The sequence below is a fragment of the Pyxidicoccus sp. MSG2 genome, from assembly GCF_026626705.1.
Taxonomy (GTDB): domain Bacteria; phylum Myxococcota; class Myxococcia; order Myxococcales; family Myxococcaceae; genus Myxococcus.
The window spans coordinates 6359280-6375832 of sequence record NZ_JAPNKC010000001.1 but is presented as its reverse complement, the minus strand read 5'-3'; the positions used below and the strand labels follow the sequence as shown (position 1 = coordinate 6375832).

Here is a 16553-nt window from a genome sequence, read left to right as displayed (position 1 = left end):
GGGGCAGGCAGGCGGGCGCGGACGCACTCCGTCCGTGCGTGAGCGGCGGCAATGCGCCATGCTGGGGGCGTCATGAACGGCTCGGACCCGGCCGCCCCGGGGTCGCCACCTCTCGTCCTCTCCTTCCGCCACCTGCTGACCGACGCGGTCAGCACGTTCCTGGACGAAGCCCGCATGACGTGTCCGCAGACGGCGGACTCCATTGGCGAGCTCATCGTCACGCTGTCGCGCTACCGCGAGGAAGGCGCGCCGCTGTTCCCCATGGCCTTCGTCTGTGACGACCTGGGGCAGATGCTGGCGCAGCTCGGCGGGCACGACCCCATCGGTATCGGCATCGGTCCCCGCTCGCGGGCCACGATTCAGCGGGCGCTGAAGCAGTGCGCGCCGCTGGGCCAGGGCCGCTGGTGGGCGCTGTACCTGCTGCGGGTGCCGGAGGGCTTCGCGTACGGCGTCTTCCGCACGGACCCGTTCCCCCTGGCGGAGACGCCGCTGGAGCGGCTGCGCAGGTCGGACGACGGAGCCTCGGGCGTGGTGGGGGTGCTCCAGCTCGCGGACAACATCCTGGAGCTGCGCGCGTGCGGCGGGCTGTGCCGGCACGTGTACCTGTCAGGCGCGCGCGTGGAGGCGGCGTCCCCGCCGGAGGTGCTGGACGAGCTGGCCGAGGCCGTCACGGACGGCGTGGCCACCACCAGCCGCGAGCGCGCCCGGGGCTTCTTCCGCCGCGTCCTCTTCGAGGTGATGCAGGGCTCGCACGGCACGCTGGTGGCCGTGCTGCCCCGGGAGCGCGCGGGCTCGATGCTGTTCGTGGACGGCATCATCCTGCCGCGCCCGCTGGACATCGTCGCCCTGCTGGAGCGCTACCACGCGGACCCCACCGACGCCTCCGCCACCGCGGTGCGCGCCACGGCGCAGCTGCTCCGGGGGATGATGGCCACGGACGGCATCACGGTGCTGCGCGCGGATGGGTGCATCGTCGGCTACAACATCTTCGTGAGACACCCGGAGACGCTCACCAGCCAGCCCTCCGTCGTCGTCGGAGGCGCGAGGCGGAGGACCTTCGAGGTGCTCTGCGCGGCCCTGGGCCATGAGCTGACCGCCGCGCTCATCCGCTCGCAGGATGGCGACGTGAGCTGCCGCAGGGCGTGAGCGACGGGCCTTCTTGAAGGGCCCGGCCACGTGGAGCAACCAGCCCGTCGCCGTCAGCGCGTATCCCCATCAAACGTCTCGTCGCGGGCGGAACGCAGCCGCCACGCGGGCCTGGGGCGTGGCACGACCACACACAAGAGGGGGAACCTTGCCGCACTTGATTGCAATGCCATCATCGACCTACGGATTCCACGGGCGCGCGCGCTCCTTTTTGAAGGAGAACCTCGCGACCTGGGCCGCGCTGATGCTCGTACTCGTGGGGGGAGCCGCCAGCGCCGCATGCGTCGCGGGCACCAAGAAGGCGTGCACCAATGAATGGGGCTGCCCGGGAACGTCGGTATGCGACGGCTCCGACTGGAGCGACTGCGGTGGCTCGAGCACCTGCAACGAGCCGCCTCCCATGACGCTCCGCTATGTGACCAGCGGCATCGGCGCGGGCCGTGAACGCCAGGTGGATGGCGTCACCGGCGCGCCCACGACGGACAACCTCCCGACCTACCTCTTCCGGCAGGCCCAGAAGTCCCTCACCTTCACCGCGACGGCGGCGGACCCGGCCCGGGGCGTCACGTCCGTCAAGCTCCAGGGGACGCTCAACGTCATCTGCATGCAACGGCGAAGCGACGTGCTGTTGCGTGAGGGCTTCTCGACCCAGACCTTCACCTTCTCCAACCAGAACAGCGCTACGACCACGGCCTCCTCGCGCACCACCTCCCTCTCCATCAACTTCAAGTCGTATGCCGAGGAGACGCGGTGCCCGACCGACTACCTGCCCTACCGGCAGGACTTCTCCCTGGTGGCCGAGTCAACGGATGGGAACGGTGGCGTGCTGAAGACGCCGCTGAAGCGCTACGTGTTCGTGCAGTCCTTCAAGGTGGCGACCTTCAACATCCTCAACGGTGTCGACGTCGCGGGTGTGGGCAGCGCCGACCGCCTCGCCCAGCACATGAATGACAGGAACGACATCGACGTCGTCATGCTCCAGGAGTCGCGCGAGAACACGGTGTGGGGCATCACCGCGAGCCCGTACATCAAGGAGCTGAGCAGACAGGTCCGGTTCTCGGGCAATGATGACCTGACCGTCATGAGCAAGTTCCCCATCAGCGAGAACGTGCCGGTCCAGTTCTCACAGCCGCTCGAGGGCTACAACCACCGGTGGCACTACGTCGTCCTGGACCTGGGGGGCTTCCCGGTCAAGGTGGCCAACCTCCACCTCATCGCGGGGAGCGTGGCGGAAAACCGCGGCATTCCCGAGGTGCCCTATCGGCGACAGGAAGTGGACGAGGTGATGGCCCACATGCGCAACCCCGGCATGCCGGCCATCATCGGCGGCGACATGAACGCGGACGTCTTCCGAACGGACATGGACCCGCTCTTCACCTACGTCCGCTACGAATTCGAGTTCTTCTATTACACGCCTCCCTACAAGCACTTCTGCCTGCCCCCGAGCACCGGCTGCCATGTCACGCCGGAGACGCCGCCGCGCTACAATCTCGACCAGCTCTGGGTCTGGGTGAGCACGCCGGGCTTCGGGTTCGTGGACTCCTACACGGCCTACGACAGGCTCCCTCACCTGACGCCGTACCTGTCGGACCACCGCATGCAGGTCACGCGTCTCTACATCAACGAGTGAGACGTGAGCGCGGCGGAGCGTGAAATCCGCCGCCTGGAGTGCCGGGTTCCCCTCGTCCGCGAGGGGAACCCATGGTGTGTTGGAGGCCATGAACTTCGTATTTGTCGGCACCAGCCTGGGCGCGCGAGGCACGGAGACCCACCTCGTGTGCATGGTGCGAGCCCTGGCCCGCGCGGGGCACGAGGTGCTCACCGTGGCCCGCCCGGAGGGCTACATCGCCCGCGAGCTGGCGGCGAGCGGCCTTGCCATCGAGCCCGGCATCTTCCGCAATGCGGCGGATGTCCGCGGCGCCCGGGGCGTCCTGCGCGCCCTCCGGAAGGTGAAGGCGGACTGGCTGGTCGGCAGCTTCGGCCATGAGTACTGGCCACTGCTCACACTGGGCAAGCTCACCGGGACGCCCGTGGCGCTGTTCCGTCACCTCAACAGCCGGCTCAAGCCGATGTCTCGCGCGCTGCTGCCCCGGTGGGCGGACCGCTTCATCGCCGTCTCCGAGTCCATGCGCTCCAACCTGGCGGAGCAGGGGGTTGCGTCCGAGCGGGTGAGCCTGCTCTACAACCCACTGGACGTGGAGTACTTCCGTCCGGACGCCGGGCTCCGAGACGCGTCTCGCCGGGCACTGGGCGTGAATGAGGATGCACTGCTCGTCGGCTTCGTCGGAGCGTTGAAGCCCGAGAAGGGGGTCTTCCGGCTGGCGGCGGCCTTCAACCAGGCCATGCCTCGAAGTCCGAGGCTCCGTGCCCTCTGGGTGGGTGAAGAAGCCTCGCACCCGAGGCTGCGAGAGGCGATTTCCCCCGAGCTCCAGGAGCGACATGTCCTGAAGGGTTGGACGGGGGACATGCGGCCGCTCTACGCAGCCATGGACGTAGCGGTCGTCCCCTCGGAGTGGCTGGAGCCCTTCGGACGGGTCTCGATCGAGGCCCAGGCCAGCGGAGTCCCCGTCCTCGCGAGCCGGATTGGTGGGCTGCCGGAGACACTCCTCGAAGGGGAAACCGGACTGCTGCTTCCACCCGGGGACGAGGCGGCGTGGCGTGACGCGCTCGTCACCGTCGCCGACATGCCCCCCGAGCGCCGACGGGCCATGGGCGAGGCGGGGATGCGCTTCGTCCGGGAGCGGTTTTCCACCGAACGCATCGTGGAGGAGTTCATCGACCTGCTTCGAACACCCCCAGGTCGTGAGAATTGAAGAAGACCTGCTACGTTGTGTCACCAGCCCGGCACACCCACACCCATGGAGTAAGCGCTTGAATTTGCTCTTGTCAGAGGAATCCAGCATTCTAGCGCCGCTTTGAAATCCCCCCTGTTCCGCATCGCGCGTCTCGCGCTCGCAGTGGTGACGGTGTGTCTCACGGCTTCCCCTGCTCTGGGCCAGAAGCTGCCGGACATCACTGTTCAAGGTCCTCCGATAGCGCCCGCGCTGAGCAGCAGTGGCCACGGCCTGTGCGTCGCGTCCAACGTGTGGACACGGACCCTGAACGAGTTCCCGCAGACACGCGGCACGTATCTCGATGGCATCAACGGATACATCGAGGAGCCCACCAGCAAGCAGAGCCGTGTCACCACGGTGATGCGCACGCCGTTCGACTTGTCGAACAACCTCAATGACGGACGCACGCTGAGCTACGGCGACTTCGTCGGTCAGGTCACTGCGCCACGCTGCTCCACGGGCGGCTGCAGCTACAACATCATCAACGACAACGACGCGTTCACTTCGTTCGTCTCGCGCTTCCGCGGCTACCTGAACATCCCCGCTGGGCTCGAAGGCCAAGCACTGCACTTCAGCTTCTACACGGACGACGCCATCAGCCTCGTCATCTACGACCGGGGCCAGTCGTATACGGTCATCAACCGCCCGCCCCAGCTGGGCGCCGCGACCTGGCGAACGACCAACGCCGTCACGTTCACCCAGCCCGGCATCTACGCCGTGGAAATGCTCTATGTCCAGGTGACGGAGCATGCCGCGCTGGAGATGGGCATGCGATCGGGTGCGTTCACGGACTTCGAGCGCGCCGCGAACCAGCCTCCCATCGTCAACCTGTTCGACTCGGGATTCCAGCTGCTGCAGCCCGCGCAGTTCTTCCAGACCGAGAACGGGCTTCCGTCCTACCCGGAGAATCTCGACCGCTGCGAGCAGTGCAGCCGCGCCAACGCCAACGCCCCCAATAACGGCGGCTGTGGTTCGCTCTACTACTGCAACGCCGCTGCGCTATGCGCACCGTGCAACTCGTCGCTCAGGTGCGGCGACTCCTGCTCTCCCTGCGGCCAGTCCACGCCCTACTGCGCCAACCTCAACAGCCGAACCCAGTGCGTGCAGTGCACGGACGACAGCCAGTGCGCCAACGGCCGCTGCGACCTGACGGACAACACCTGCCGCGGCTGCAACGATGACGGTGACTGTCCGGAAAACGGCCGCTGCGACCTTTCGGACAACACCTGTCGCGGCTGCAACGACGACGCGGACTGTCCCCTCAACGGCCGCTGCGACCTGTCCGACAACGTCTGCCGGGGCTGCAACGACGACGCGGACTGCCCCGACAACGGCCGCTGCGATACGGCGACCAACCAGTGCACCGGCTGCAACGACGACAGCGACTGCCCCGGCGCCAAATGCGACGTGCCGAACTCCACCTGCGTGGAGTGCACCACCGACGACCACTGCCCCGGCGACGAGGTCTGCGACCCCAACACCCACACGTGCAACGAGTGCAACGACGACTCGCAGTGCCCGCGCGGTGAGATCTGCTCCAACCACCAGTGCTCCACCTGCGCCACCAATGACTCGTGCGCGGGCAACTCCTGCAACTGCTGCCCCAACGGCACCCAGTGCGCGGCACTGACGCCCGGCGCCTCTCCGTCCTGCGTGGAGTGCACCAGCAACAGCCAGTGCTCCCCCGGCCAGCAGTGCGACGCGCTCAACGGCCGCTGCGTGGACGCGGTGCCCGAGTGCAACACCGCCGACAGCTGCGGCCCAGGCTGCGCGAAGTGCCCCGGCGAGCGCCCCTTCTGTCTGGACGGAGAGGTCTGCGTCCAGTGCCGCAACGACATGGAGTGCGGCGACGGCAGCTTCTGCCTCAGCGGCGAGTGCAGCGCCTGCACCACCGACCGGCACTGCGGCGAGCGCTGCGGCGCCTGCGAGGGTGACACGCCCTTCTGCCTCTCCGACGGCTCCGTGCAGGGCAGCGCCTGCGTGGGCTGCCGCGAGGACTCGGACTGCGGCAGCGGCGTGTGCAACCCCACCACCCGCACCTGTGACAACGCCGGCGCCTGCGCCGTGACGTGCCAGCAGGGGCTCGTCTGCAACGGCAGCACCTGCGTGGAGTGCTTCGCCGACGCGCACTGCCCCTGCGGTGGCACCTGCGACACTTCCACCAACAGCTGCTCCACCTCCTGCGAGGACAGCGGAGACTGCCTCGGCATGGAGTACTGCTCGGCCAAGACGCAGGAGTGCGAGCGCGGGCGTCGCAAGCCCGGCACCGAGCCCCAGGGTGGCGCCTTCTGCTGTGGCACCACCGCCGACGCCACTCCCGCGGGAAGCACCACCTTCCTGGTGCTGCTCGCCGCGGGCTTCATGCTCCTCCGGAACCAGCGCCGCGCCCGATGAAGCCCTCGCACCTTCCGCTCCTCCTCCTGGCGCTGGGGCTGTCCACCACCGCCAGCGCCCAGCCGGACACGCGCTTCAACGTCCAGCTCTTCCGCCCCTCCGGCGCTCCCCAGGACCTGGTGGTCGTGATGCAGTCACGCCCGCTGTCGCACCTGTCCGTGGCCGGTGGCCCGTACTTCAGCTACTCGCTCAACCCGCTGACGCTCGTCCCCGAGGGCGGCGACCTGGGGAAGATTTCCCTCGTCGGCAACCGCCTCCAGTTGGACGCCATGGCCAGCGTGGGCCTGTTCGACTGGGCCGAGGTGGGCGTGGACATGCCGCTCATCCTCGCGCAGGGCGGGCAGAACCTGGAGGTCATCGGCACCGAGGGAAGCGTGGAGAGCTTCGTCCTCGGCGACCTGCGACTCACCGGCAAGGTGGCCATCCCCGGCCTGCGCCGGCCCGCCGAGGGCAAGGGCTTCGGCGCCGCGCTGACGCTCAACGTGAGCTTCCCCACCGGCGCGCAGGACGCGTTCGCCGGCGACGGAGAGATGACGTGGGCGCCGGGCCTGGTGCTCGACTACCGCTTCGGCAACGGAATCCTCCTCGCGCTCAACGGCGGCTTCTGGAAGCGGCCGGACCATGTCTTCAACGGCGCGTCGGTGGGCGACATGATGCCCTTCGGCGTGGGCACCGAGGTGCCCCTGCTCCGCGGCAGCGGCATCACCGCCGTTGGCATGGTGCACGGCGCGGTGGGCCTGGAGAAGCTGCCGGACGAGCCCCGCCAGGTGCCCGCGGAGCTGCTCCTCGGCCTGCGCTGGTACAGCTCCACCGGCCTCACCTTCACGTTCGGCGGCGGTGCGGGCTGCGGGTGCTCGCTCGCGTCGCCCACGCTCAGCCTCTTCACGTCCATCATCTGGGTCCCGGCGAAGACGCGCGAGTGGGAGGCACTGGAGCGCTTCAAGGACCCGCCGGAGCCGACGCCTCCGCCCCCGCCGCCGGTGGACCCGGATGGCGACTCCGTGATTGGCGGGGGAGACCTCTGCCCTGACGTGGCCGGCCCCGTGGGGAACTCGGGCTGCCCGGACACGGACAGGGACGGCGACGCCGTGGTGGACCGGCTCGACAAGTGCCCGGACCAGCCGGCCGGCAGCCGCGGACGCGACGGGTGCCCGCTGGCCCGGCGCGACGGGAACAAGATTGTCATCCTGGAGCAGGTGAACTTCGCCACGGACCAGGACGTCATCCTCTCCGAGTCCTTCCCCATCCTGGAGGAGGTGGCCCGGGTGATGAACGAGAACCCGGAGGTGGACCGCATCCTCGTGGAAGGCCACACCGACGCGCGCGCGAGCGACGCGTACAACCTGGACCTGTCCAAGCGCCGCGCGGCCAGCGTCGTGCGCTTCCTCATCGAGAGCGGCGTGGCGGCGGAGCGCCTGTGCTCGCAGGGCTTCGGCCGGAGCAAGCCGCTGGCGGACAACGCGACGGAAGAGGGCATGGCGCTCAACCGCCGCGTCGAGTTCACGATTCAGCCGCCGAGCGAAGGGCCCCGCCCGCCGTGCCCGGACGAGGCGCTCGACAAGAAGCTCAAGCGCTCCCGTCCGAAGCTGCTGACGCCCAAGGAGAAGGCTCCCGCCCCGGCGCCGAAGAAGTAGCAGGGCGAGCGCCTCTCCTCTCGCGAGGAGGAGAGGCGCCTCTCACGCGTGAAGTGGACGTGTGGCCCGCGCTCCTTCCACGGCGGAAGCCGCGGCGCGCTCCGCCGTCACGACAGCCCGCTACGGGACGACGAACTCCGCCGCCGAGCGCCGCCGGCCCGCGACCACGGAGACGACGGCGCGGCCGGTCCCCACCGCCGTCACGCGGCCATCGGGCGCCACCGTCACCACCGCGGCGTCCGAGGTGAACCACTCCAGCGGCACGCTCTCCAGCACGGCGCCGTTGCGGTTGTAGGCCTTGGCCTGGAGCATCACGGACTGGCCCGGCCGCTGGAAGGCGTGGTGCGTGAGGTTGAGGCCCAGGCGCGCGAAGTCCGGGGGCACCACCTGCACCGCGATGGCGCGGTTCAGGTGCCCCAGCGCCGCGGTGACGGTGGCGGTGCCCGGACGCACGGCCACGAGCTGCCCGTCCTCCACGCGCACCACCGTCTCGTCGGACGAGCGGAACTCGGGCGCCGCGTCGGCGAGCAACTCACCCTGCTCGTTCCTCGCCACCACGCGCAGCTTGATGATGCGACTCACCTCCATGAAGTCCGCGCCCGGCGCCTTCACGTCGAGCGAGTTGAGGATGGTGAGGTCCAACGGAATCGCCGTGCGAATCTTGCCGCCGGTGACGCCGATGGTCGTCTTCCCGGACTTGCGCACCGTCACCACGCCCTCCTGCACGAGGGCCACGTCCGTGGCGGAGCTCGTCCACCGCAGCTTCGGCTCGGACATCCGCTGGCCCTCCGTGTCGAGGACCACGTACTCCAGCTTCACATTCTGCCCTGGCGTCCGCAGGTACTTCGACGGCAGCGGCTCGACGGTGATGGAGGCGGGGGACGGCCCGCAGGCACTCAGGAGCCCGAGGACGAGAACGAGGACGGAAGGGAGAGGAAGGCGCGTCTTCACGGCACGAAGGGGACGGAGAGCAGCGACCATCCTAACGCCGTGGGCGAACCCCGGTGGGAAAAGGGGCCCGCTCCGTCCATGACCGCACGCCTGCTCCACGCACCGGGTGCCGCCCGGAGCCCCACCGTCCGGGCAGGCGTCCCCTACGAGAACAGGAAGTGGGGCACGTTGAGGTCATGCTCGGTGGAGTCGAGCGACGCGAGGATGGCCAGGCGCTGGCCCGGTTCGGCGAGGTCGACCATGTAGTCCGCCTCCAGCCGGTTCGCGTCCTGGATGACGCGAATCCGGGGCCGGGCGGACATGGCGGGAGACGCGGGCACGTCCATCACCACGCCCAGCTGCCCTCCCGACAGCCGCACCAGCGTCCCCACCGGGTAGAAGCCCGCCACGGAGGTGAAGAGTCGCACCACCCGCGGGTCGAACCGCGTCCCCGCGCGGTGGGTGATGAGCCGCAGCGCCTGGTCTGGCGGAAGCCCCGGGTGCGAGCCCGCGGGGAAGGTCAGCAAGTCGAACGCGCACGGCACGGCCAGCAGCCTCCCCGCCATGCCCACCGGCCGCTGGTGGGCGTCCCCCTTCACGTGCTGGATGCAGTCATGCGCGGCCACCATCCGCTCCAGCTGGCCGGGCAGGAGCGGACGCTGGAGCAGCCGCAGCGCCGTCTTCAAGGGGCCACGGCGGGCCAGCAGCTCGTGCGCGGCGCGGTCCAGCTCCTGCTCGGGCCCGAGCACCGCCGCCCCGCGTCCCAGGTCGTGGAACAGGCCATTCAGCGCCAGCTCCATCTGCGGTGCGCGTGCGACGCCCAGCCGGCGCGCCATCAGCAGGGTGAGCACCGCCACGGCGGCGCCGTGCTGACCTCCATCCAGCTCCGCGCGACGGAACCGGGTGAGGCCGACCAGCAGCGCTTCCTGTCCCACGGAGGCATCGGCCAGTTGCTGCAGCACGCGGCGGAAGCGCTCGATTCGCACGGGCACCTGGGAGGTGATGACGTGCTTGAGCATGACGACCAGGCGCGCGTAGTAGCGCACCAGCACCTCCGGCGCCGTCGCCATCCTCGGCGTGGAGACCTTGGAGTCCAGGCGGATGGGGTGCAACGACTCCTGGAGGATGGCCTGGGGCCTGCGGCTCCGGCGGTGTTTCTGGAAGGCGTGCAGGAAGCGCCCCAGGTCCTCGCGCCCCACCCCGGCGCCGAAGGAGAGCTCCTGTATCTGCAACGGCTCCAGGTAGCGGCGGAGCGCGACGACGGTCTCCAGGTGCTCCTCCCCCAGCCGCAGCCGGGCCCCGGCGACGAAGGGAATGCCCCCCACGAGCTGCAGCTCCACCGCCATGCGGTTGCGCAGCTCCCCTTCCAGGAGCACCGCCAGCGCGTCGATGGCCTCCCGCGTCGCGGCGTTGTCCACCTCGTGCAGCGTCACCGTGTGCAGACACCGCACCAGCGCGCCCAGGAGCCGGAGCCCCACCTGTGTCGTCGTCATGTCCGTTCCCCCCGGAACCTCGAAGCGGCTTCAGCCCACCGGCGCGAGCTGGGTGAGCGCCCTGCGGCAGGCATCCCGCAGCACCTTCGGAGCGAAGGGCTTCTGCGCCACCGCCTCCAGCAGGGGCCGGGCGCGCGGGTCTCCCAGCAGGCCGATGCAGCGCGCGCAGTGCGCCTTCAGCTCCAAATCCTGCTCACGCTCGAAGGCCTGCCGGAGCGCGGCGGCGGCGGCCGCGCCCCCCAGCTCCGCCAGCGCGCGCAACACGGCCTTGCGCTCCTCGGCCTCCAGTGGCGCCTGGAGCCGGCTCACCAGCGGCCCCACCGCCGCCTCCACCTGGTGCTGCACGAGCAACCCGAGCGCCGCCTGGCGCACCGGCAACGTCGCATCCCCCAGGAGCTTCAGCAGGATGACGCGGTGGACCTCCACCTCCCTCGCGCCCAGTCTGCCCAGCACGGCCAGGCGCACCGCCGGCAGGGGGTGGCCCAGCAGCGCCGCGGTCAGCGGTGGCGCGTCGAGCAGGGCCCTCAGCCACTCCACGTCCACCTCGCCCAGCGACGCCACCCGCGCCACCAGCGCGCCCAGCGGCACGCCCCGGCGGGCGAGGAGCTTCGCGAGCGCGGCCCGGGCCTCTGGCGAGGACAGCGCGAAGAGCAGCTCCGGGCCCTCCAGCAACGCGTCACGCGGCAGCGAGTCCAGCAGCCCCAGCAGGCGGGGCAGCTCTCCAGGCCGGGCCGCCGCCACGGCGAGCGCGCCACGGACCTGCTGCTTCATGAACAGGCGCATGAGCGCGTACAGGTCCGGCGCGCGCGCGCTGGTGGCGCGCGCGTCGCGAATCATCTCCTGCACCCCCTGCTGCAGCTCCACCCACAGGCCGCGTGAGATGAGCGCGGACAGGACTTCCTCCGCCCAGCCGAGCAGCTCCATGCGCTCGTCCTCGCGGCACACGGCGAGCAGATCCCACACCACACGCAGGCCGCGCCCCAGCAATCCGCCCTCGGGCCGCTCCAGCCCCACGCGCAGCTCGGCGAGCTCCACGTCGGGAATGCCCGTGAAGGACGGGGCCGCGGAGCGCGCGAGGTCCTGCATGCTCACCGGCGCGAGCACCTCGGCCTCCAGGTGCGCCAGCCACTCGTCGCGTCCGAGGGACTTGCTCGGGGCGCCGAGGCTGGGGGCGTGGCGCGGGGTGAACTGGGAGAAGAGCTGCTCCTCGTGGCCCGCCAGGTCCACGCCCGCCTCCAGCGGGGGCGGCACCTCCGCGACGACGAGCTCGAGGTCCTCGAAGCCGTACTCCCAGAAGCTCGTATAGAAGTCGTGCTCGTCCGGGAGCGAGCGCTGCAGGGCGCGGTGCCACATGAGGACGAAGGCCCCCAGCGGCTCCTGCTCCAGTCCGGGCTGGAGCAGAATCTCCCGCACGCCCTCCAGGAACAGGGGCCGGGTGAGCGAGTCGCGCGCCGAGTCGAACTCGGCGACGGGGACGTCGCCCACCAGCAACCCGGTGGAGCGCACGTGCAGCACGGCCGCCCCGCCCGACACGCCGTGGTAGTGCTGGAGCGTGGCCCACAGCTTCTGCTGGAACTCGGTGACGCGGACGTTGCCCTCCGCGTAGAAGCGGTGCGCGTTGAGCGCGCGCAGCAGGGCGACCCCGACTTCCGCCGCCGCCACCTGCTCCGGCGTGGCGGGAGGCTCACTCCCCACCGCCGGGCGGTGAGGTGGATGGGTTCGTGGGGAGTCCATGGGTCCGGAGTTACTTCCTTCCCTTTCATCACCGCAAACCACGGGAGCCCCGTGGGCAATGGCGGTGTTGGGCCCTCAACGGCGCGGGGCCCGCTGCTCCAGGACGCCCAGGGCCTGGGCCGTCAGCGCCTCGCCCTCGCGCCACCCGGCGACGCGTGCGCGCTCTCGCGCCCGCTCCAGGCGCTCGCGGGCCTCGGGCGCGCGCCCTCCGGCCCCCAGCAACCGGCCGACGTTGTAGTGGATGCGGGCCACCTCCTGGATGTCGCCGGCCTGCTCCGCGAGGACGAGCGCGCGCTCCAGGTCGACCATCGCGGCGGCGGGCTCGCCCGCCAGCATGCGCAGCCCGGCGAGGTTGGAGAGCGCCCGCGCCTGCCCCGCCGTGCTGCCCACCGCGCGCGCCTGCTCACAGGCGCGGGAGAAGGCGGTGCGCGCCCGGTCCGTCTGCCCCAGCCGGTGCTGCAGCCGCCCCAGCATGTTGAGGTGCTCCCAGTAGAAGTCCGGCGCGCGGGCGGGACGCGCGCCCATGCGCTGGAAGGCCTGGAAGAGCAACTCCACCGCGCCCGTGGCATCACCGCGCACCTCGCGCGCCCGGGCCCTGTCGCCCAACACCCAGGCCTCGGCCTCCGGGTCCACGGAGGCCAGGCCCTGGGCCAGCGTGAGGCGCACCTCGGCGTCCGCCACCCGCCCCAGCTTGCACTCCGCGACGGCCTGACGGCGCGCCAGCTCCGCCCAGGCCGCGGGCGCCTCGTCGGGGGAGATGCGCTCCAGCCACGGCGCCACCAGGGCCTCCACCGCGGCCGGGGCCACGTGCGTCAGGCACCCCGCCGCGCGCGCGAGCACGCCGAGCTGCCACGCACGCACGGAGGCGGTGACGCCGGGTGCCTCTCCCACGGCCCGCCGGAGGTACTCCGCGGCGGCGCGCCACTCCCCGCGCGCGGAGAGCCACTCACCGGCCCGCTCGCATGCGGCGGCCGCCTCGGGTGAGCCCGCGGCGAGCAGGTGCTCCGCGATGCGCACCTCCCGGGCGGGCTCCGACGCGAAGGACGCCCGCTCCAGGGTGTCGGCCAGCTCCTGGTGCGCCTTGCGCAGCGCGCTCTGGGTGAGCCGCTCCAGCAGCACCTGCCGCCCCAGCTCCAGCGCGAAGCGGAACGTGCCGGGCCGCTCCGGGACGGCCACCAGCCAGCCCTCCGCGGCGAGCGTCTCCAGGACATCGAAGCCACCGTCCTCGGCCCTCAGCGACGCGTGGACCAGGGCCACGGAGAAGGTGCTCCCCTCGACGGCGGCGCGGGTGAGGAAGCGCTGCGACACGGACGGGAGCCGGTCCAGCCTGGCGCCCAGCGCGAGCGCGAGGCTGTCGGGCAGCACCGTCTCCGAGAGGGACACGGCCAGCTGCCAGGTGCCGCCGAGCCGCTGCACCGTGCCGCGCTCGACGAGCGCGCGAACGAGCTCCAGTGCGAAGGAGGGACTGCCCTGGGAGCGCTCGGAGACGAGCCGCTCCACCTCCGCCCCGCAGGCCGCGCCCAGGGCCCCGGTGAGCAGCGCGCGCAGCTCCACCCGGGACAGGCCGGGCAGCGTCGTCGAGGGCAGCGGCGCGAGCGGCGCGGGGATGGCGTCCGGAGTGCACGTGCCCACCAGGCCCACGCGCGCGCCGGGCCCGGACACCGCGGAGGCCAGCAGCTCCAGCGAGGCCCCATCCGCGCGGTGAAGGTCGTCCAGCAAGAGCAGCAACCCGGCGGGGCGCGCGGCGCGCTGGAGGGCCTCCGCCACCGTCGCGTCCCCCACCTGCGCCTGCCCCGAGAGGCCGCCCTGGGAGAGGCGCTTCCAGAGGGCCGCGGTCTCCGCCTCCGTGAAGCCCAGCGCGGTGAGCGGCTGGAGCGGCGACTTCTCGGGCGAGGGCCCCAGCTCCCGGGCCACGCCGACGAGCACCGCGCGCACCAGCCCCATGGCTCCGGCGGCGCGGGGGTCCGCGGCCCGGGCGTGCACGACGCGCAGGGGCGCGGCCTTCGCGGCGCGCTCGGCCACCGCCTCCAGGAAGCGGCTCTTCCCCATGCCGGAGGCCCCGGTGAAGAGCCTTGCGCCTCCCGTCATGGAACGCGCGGCCTCCACCAACGCCTCCGCGCGCCCGACGAAGGGCGTGGCGCGCGCCATCCCGCCGAGCCCCTCGACGCGCCAGACCGGCCCGTCCTCCAGCAGCGCGGCGGGAGAGAAGCGCACCTCCTCTTCCAGGAGCGCCTTGACGGCGGTGGTGGCGAGCACCTCGCCCGGCTCGGCCGTGGTGGCGAGCGAGGCCGCCCTGTCGAGGCTCGCGCCCGTCACCCGCCACGGCATGCGGCCACGGCCGCTGCTCACCAGGGCGACGTCGAACTCCATGCCCACCCGGAGCACGGGCGGTGGCGACAGCCCCAGGCCCGCCACCTCTCGCTGCACGTCGAGCGCGCACCTGACGGCGCGCAGGGGGTCATCCCGGCTCGCCGAGGGCAGGCCGAAGACGAAGCACCAGCGCTCCTCGGTGAGCTGCACCACCTCGGCCTCGTGGCGCTCCGCGGCGGCGGCGGCGGTGTCCAGCAGCCGCCCGACGGCTTCCAGTCCCTCCTCCGGGCCCAGGCTCCGGCGCAGGGCCTCCGCGCCCTCGACGCCCACCACCACCACGGTCAGCTTGCGCTTGAGGGCGCCAGCCTCCATCGGCACGGGACGCAGGTTGACGGTGGGCCGCTGCGCGGAGTGCTCCAGGTTCGCGGCCTCCAGGGGCTGGGTGAGCGTCTCGGTGGGAGAGACCTCGGCCGGATGCGTGCGCGAGGCCTGCACCTGCAGCGTCGTCGGCTCGGGCGGGGCCACGGCGAGCAGCGGGGGAGGTGTGAGGGCCCGTGCTCCGGCGGGAGGAGCCGTGCGTGCTCCGTCGAGGGGCGGAGGCGTGGCGGCCCGAGGTGGAGCAGTCCCCTGGGCCTGGAGCGGCGGAGGAGGCGGGAGGAGGCGCGCGCCGCCACCGGGCGTGGTCGGCGCGTCGGCGCCCAGGGCTTCGGGGGGAGGTGGCGGGAGGGCGCGCGCGCCATTACCGAGCGCGGTGGCGTGCGCGCCATTACCGAGCGCGGTGGCGCGCGCGCCATTACCGAGCGCGGTGGCGCGCGCGCCACCACCGGGCGTGGTCAGCACGTCGGTGCCCAGGGCTTCGGACGGAGGCGGAGGCGGGCGGAGGCGTGGCTCGGGCGGGGCCGGAACCTCGGGCCGGGCGGCCGCCGCCTGGGGAGAGAGCGCACTGCCACAGTGAGGGCAGAAGCGCGCCATGCCGCTCGTCGCCTGACCGCAGTTGGGGCAGGAGACGTTGGAGCCGGGGCCACGCGCCAGCAGCGCCTCCACGCCGTCGGCGGCGTCGCGCATCCGCGCGCGCACGGTCTCCCCCACCAGGCGCGTCACCACCGCGGAGACCTCACCGGCGGGAGGCGCGGGCACGTCGTCCAGGTAGGCCTGGAGGGCGCGCGCCACGTCCGCACACCGGTTGAAGCGCTGCTCCCTCGGCAGGGCCAGCATCCGCAGGATGATGGAGTCCAGCAACGGCGAGATGCCTTCCACGAGGGACGAGGGCCGGGGCGCCGACCGCAGGACAATCTGCTGCATGGCCTGCGCGGGGTTCTCCGCCTCGACGAGCGGCCGCTGCGTGCACAACTCCCACAGCACCACGCCCAGCGCGAACTGGTCGCTCCTGCCATCGAGCGGCTCGTTGCGAACCTGCTCGGGCGACATGTAGCGCAGCTTGCCCTTGAGCACGCCGGTGCGCGTGCGGGTGGCGCGGTTGGCCGCCTTCGCCACGCCGAAGTCCACCACCTTGGTCAGCCCATCCAGCCGCACCATGATGTTCTGCGGGCTGATGTCTCGGTGGACCAATTCCAACAAGGCGCCCTGCGAATCCATCGCATGGTGCGCGTGGTCCAGCCCCAGCGCGGCGTCACGGATGATTTCGGCGGACACGCGCGGCGACAGGGGCGTGCCCACCCGGCGGGCATGACGGGCCAGCCGGCCCAGGTCCTCGCCTTCGATGTATTCCATCGCGATGTAGAAGGTGCCCTGCCACTCCCCCACCTCGAAGAGAGACACCACGTTGGGGTGGTTGAGGCGGCCGGCCACGCGCGCCTCGTCGAGGAACATCTCCACCGACCCCTCGTGGTCCAGCATGTCCGGCAGCAGGCTCTTGAGGATGACGGGGCGCTCGAAGCCGCTCACCCCCACCTGGCGGGCCAGGAAGATTTCCCCCATGCCGCCCACGGCGAGCCGGCGCAGCACGGCATATCTGCCAAAGATGAGCGACGCGGAATCTCTCGCGGATGACATCGCGCGTGCACGCTATTAGCTGCCCCACCCGGAAAGCCACTCCACCACCGGAGAGAGCACGTCTG

9 protein-coding genes are annotated in these 16553 nt (G+C 71.5%); 5 read left to right on the top strand and 4 right to left on the bottom strand.

The features are described from left to right. The first annotated feature begins 72 nt into the window (after nucleotides 1-72). The 5 genes from OV427_RS24990 (at nucleotide 73) to traB (ending at nucleotide 8008) form a co-directional block, all read left to right on the top strand. A complete protein-coding gene (locus OV427_RS24990) occupies nucleotides 73-1146 on the top strand; it encodes a hypothetical protein (RefSeq protein ID WP_267858675.1) in 1074 nt (357 codons plus the stop codon). Nucleotides 1147-1546: 400 nt separating this feature from the next. Then, nucleotides 1547-2776 carry an endonuclease/exonuclease/phosphatase family protein gene (locus OV427_RS24985; RefSeq protein WP_267858674.1) on the top strand — a complete coding sequence of 410 codons (1230 nt, stop codon included), beginning with the start codon at nucleotides 1547-1549 and terminating at the stop codon, nucleotides 2774-2776. 88 nt (nucleotides 2777-2864) lie between these two features. Next, entirely contained in the window at nucleotides 2865-3959 is a 1095-nt protein-coding gene (locus OV427_RS24980) for a glycosyltransferase family 4 protein (RefSeq protein ID WP_267858673.1), read from the top strand. Between the two features lie 102 nt (nucleotides 3960-4061). Then, nucleotides 4062-6374 carry an outer membrane exchange protein TraA family protein gene (gene traA, locus OV427_RS24975; protein ID WP_267858672.1) on the top strand — a complete coding sequence of 771 codons (2313 nt, stop codon included), beginning with the start codon at nucleotides 4062-4064 and terminating at the stop codon, nucleotides 6372-6374. Continuing rightward, nucleotides 6371-8008, top strand: a complete 1638-nt coding sequence (traB, locus tag OV427_RS24970) for an outer membrane exchange protein TraB (RefSeq protein WP_267858671.1) — start codon at nucleotides 6371-6373, stop codon at nucleotides 8006-8008. Before traA ends, traB begins: the two co-directional genes overlap by 4 nt. Nucleotides 8009-8128: 120 nt before the next feature. Here the strand turns inward: traB and OV427_RS24965 are convergent, their stop codons facing one another. The 4 genes from OV427_RS24965 to OV427_RS24950 form a co-directional block, all read right to left on the bottom strand. After that, nucleotides 8129-8989 carry an Ig-like domain-containing protein gene (locus OV427_RS24965; protein ID WP_267858670.1) on the bottom strand — a complete coding sequence of 287 codons (861 nt, stop codon included), beginning with the start codon at nucleotides 8987-8989 and terminating at the stop codon, nucleotides 8129-8131. Between the two features lie 113 nt (nucleotides 8990-9102). Continuing rightward, nucleotides 9103-10431 (bottom strand): HD-GYP domain-containing protein, encoded by a 1329-nt coding sequence (locus OV427_RS24960; RefSeq protein WP_267858669.1) that lies wholly within the window; start codon nucleotides 10429-10431, stop codon nucleotides 9103-9105. Between the two features lie 30 nt (nucleotides 10432-10461). After that, nucleotides 10462-12165: a HEAT repeat domain-containing protein gene (locus OV427_RS24955; protein WP_267858668.1), complete on the bottom strand. Its 1704-nt coding sequence runs from the start codon at nucleotides 12163-12165 to the stop codon at nucleotides 10462-10464. 75 nt (nucleotides 12166-12240) lie between these two features. Then, on the bottom strand, nucleotides 12241-16488 hold the full coding sequence (locus tag OV427_RS24950) for a protein kinase domain-containing protein (RefSeq protein ID WP_267858667.1): 4248 nt from the start codon (nucleotides 16486-16488) through the stop codon (nucleotides 12241-12243). Between the last annotated feature and the right edge of the window lie 65 nt (nucleotides 16489-16553).

Coding starts and splice junctions, on each gene's coding strand:
- OV427_RS24990 (WP_267858675.1), top strand. CDS start 73: ATGAACGGCTCGGACCCGGCCGCCCCGGGGTCGCCACCTCTCGTCCTC.
- OV427_RS24985 (WP_267858674.1), top strand. CDS start 1,547: ATGACGCTCCGCTATGTGACCAGCGGCATCGGCGCGGGCCGTGAACGC.
- OV427_RS24980 (WP_267858673.1), top strand. CDS start 2,865: ATGAACTTCGTATTTGTCGGCACCAGCCTGGGCGCGCGAGGCACGGAG.
- traB (WP_267858671.1), top strand. CDS start 6,371: ATGAAGCCCTCGCACCTTCCGCTCCTCCTCCTGGCGCTGGGGCTGTCC.
- OV427_RS24965 (WP_267858670.1), bottom strand. CDS start 8,989: ATGGTCGCTGCTCTCCGTCCCCTTCGTGCCGTGAAGACGCGCCTTCCT.
- OV427_RS24960 (WP_267858669.1), bottom strand. CDS start 10,431: ATGACGACGACACAGGTGGGGCTCCGGCTCCTGGGCGCGCTGGTGCGG.
- OV427_RS24955 (WP_267858668.1), bottom strand. CDS start 12,165: ATGGACTCCCCACGAACCCATCCACCTCACCGCCCGGCGGTGGGGAGT.
- OV427_RS24950 (WP_267858667.1), bottom strand. CDS start 16,488: ATGTCATCCGCGAGAGATTCCGCGTCGCTCATCTTTGGCAGATATGCC.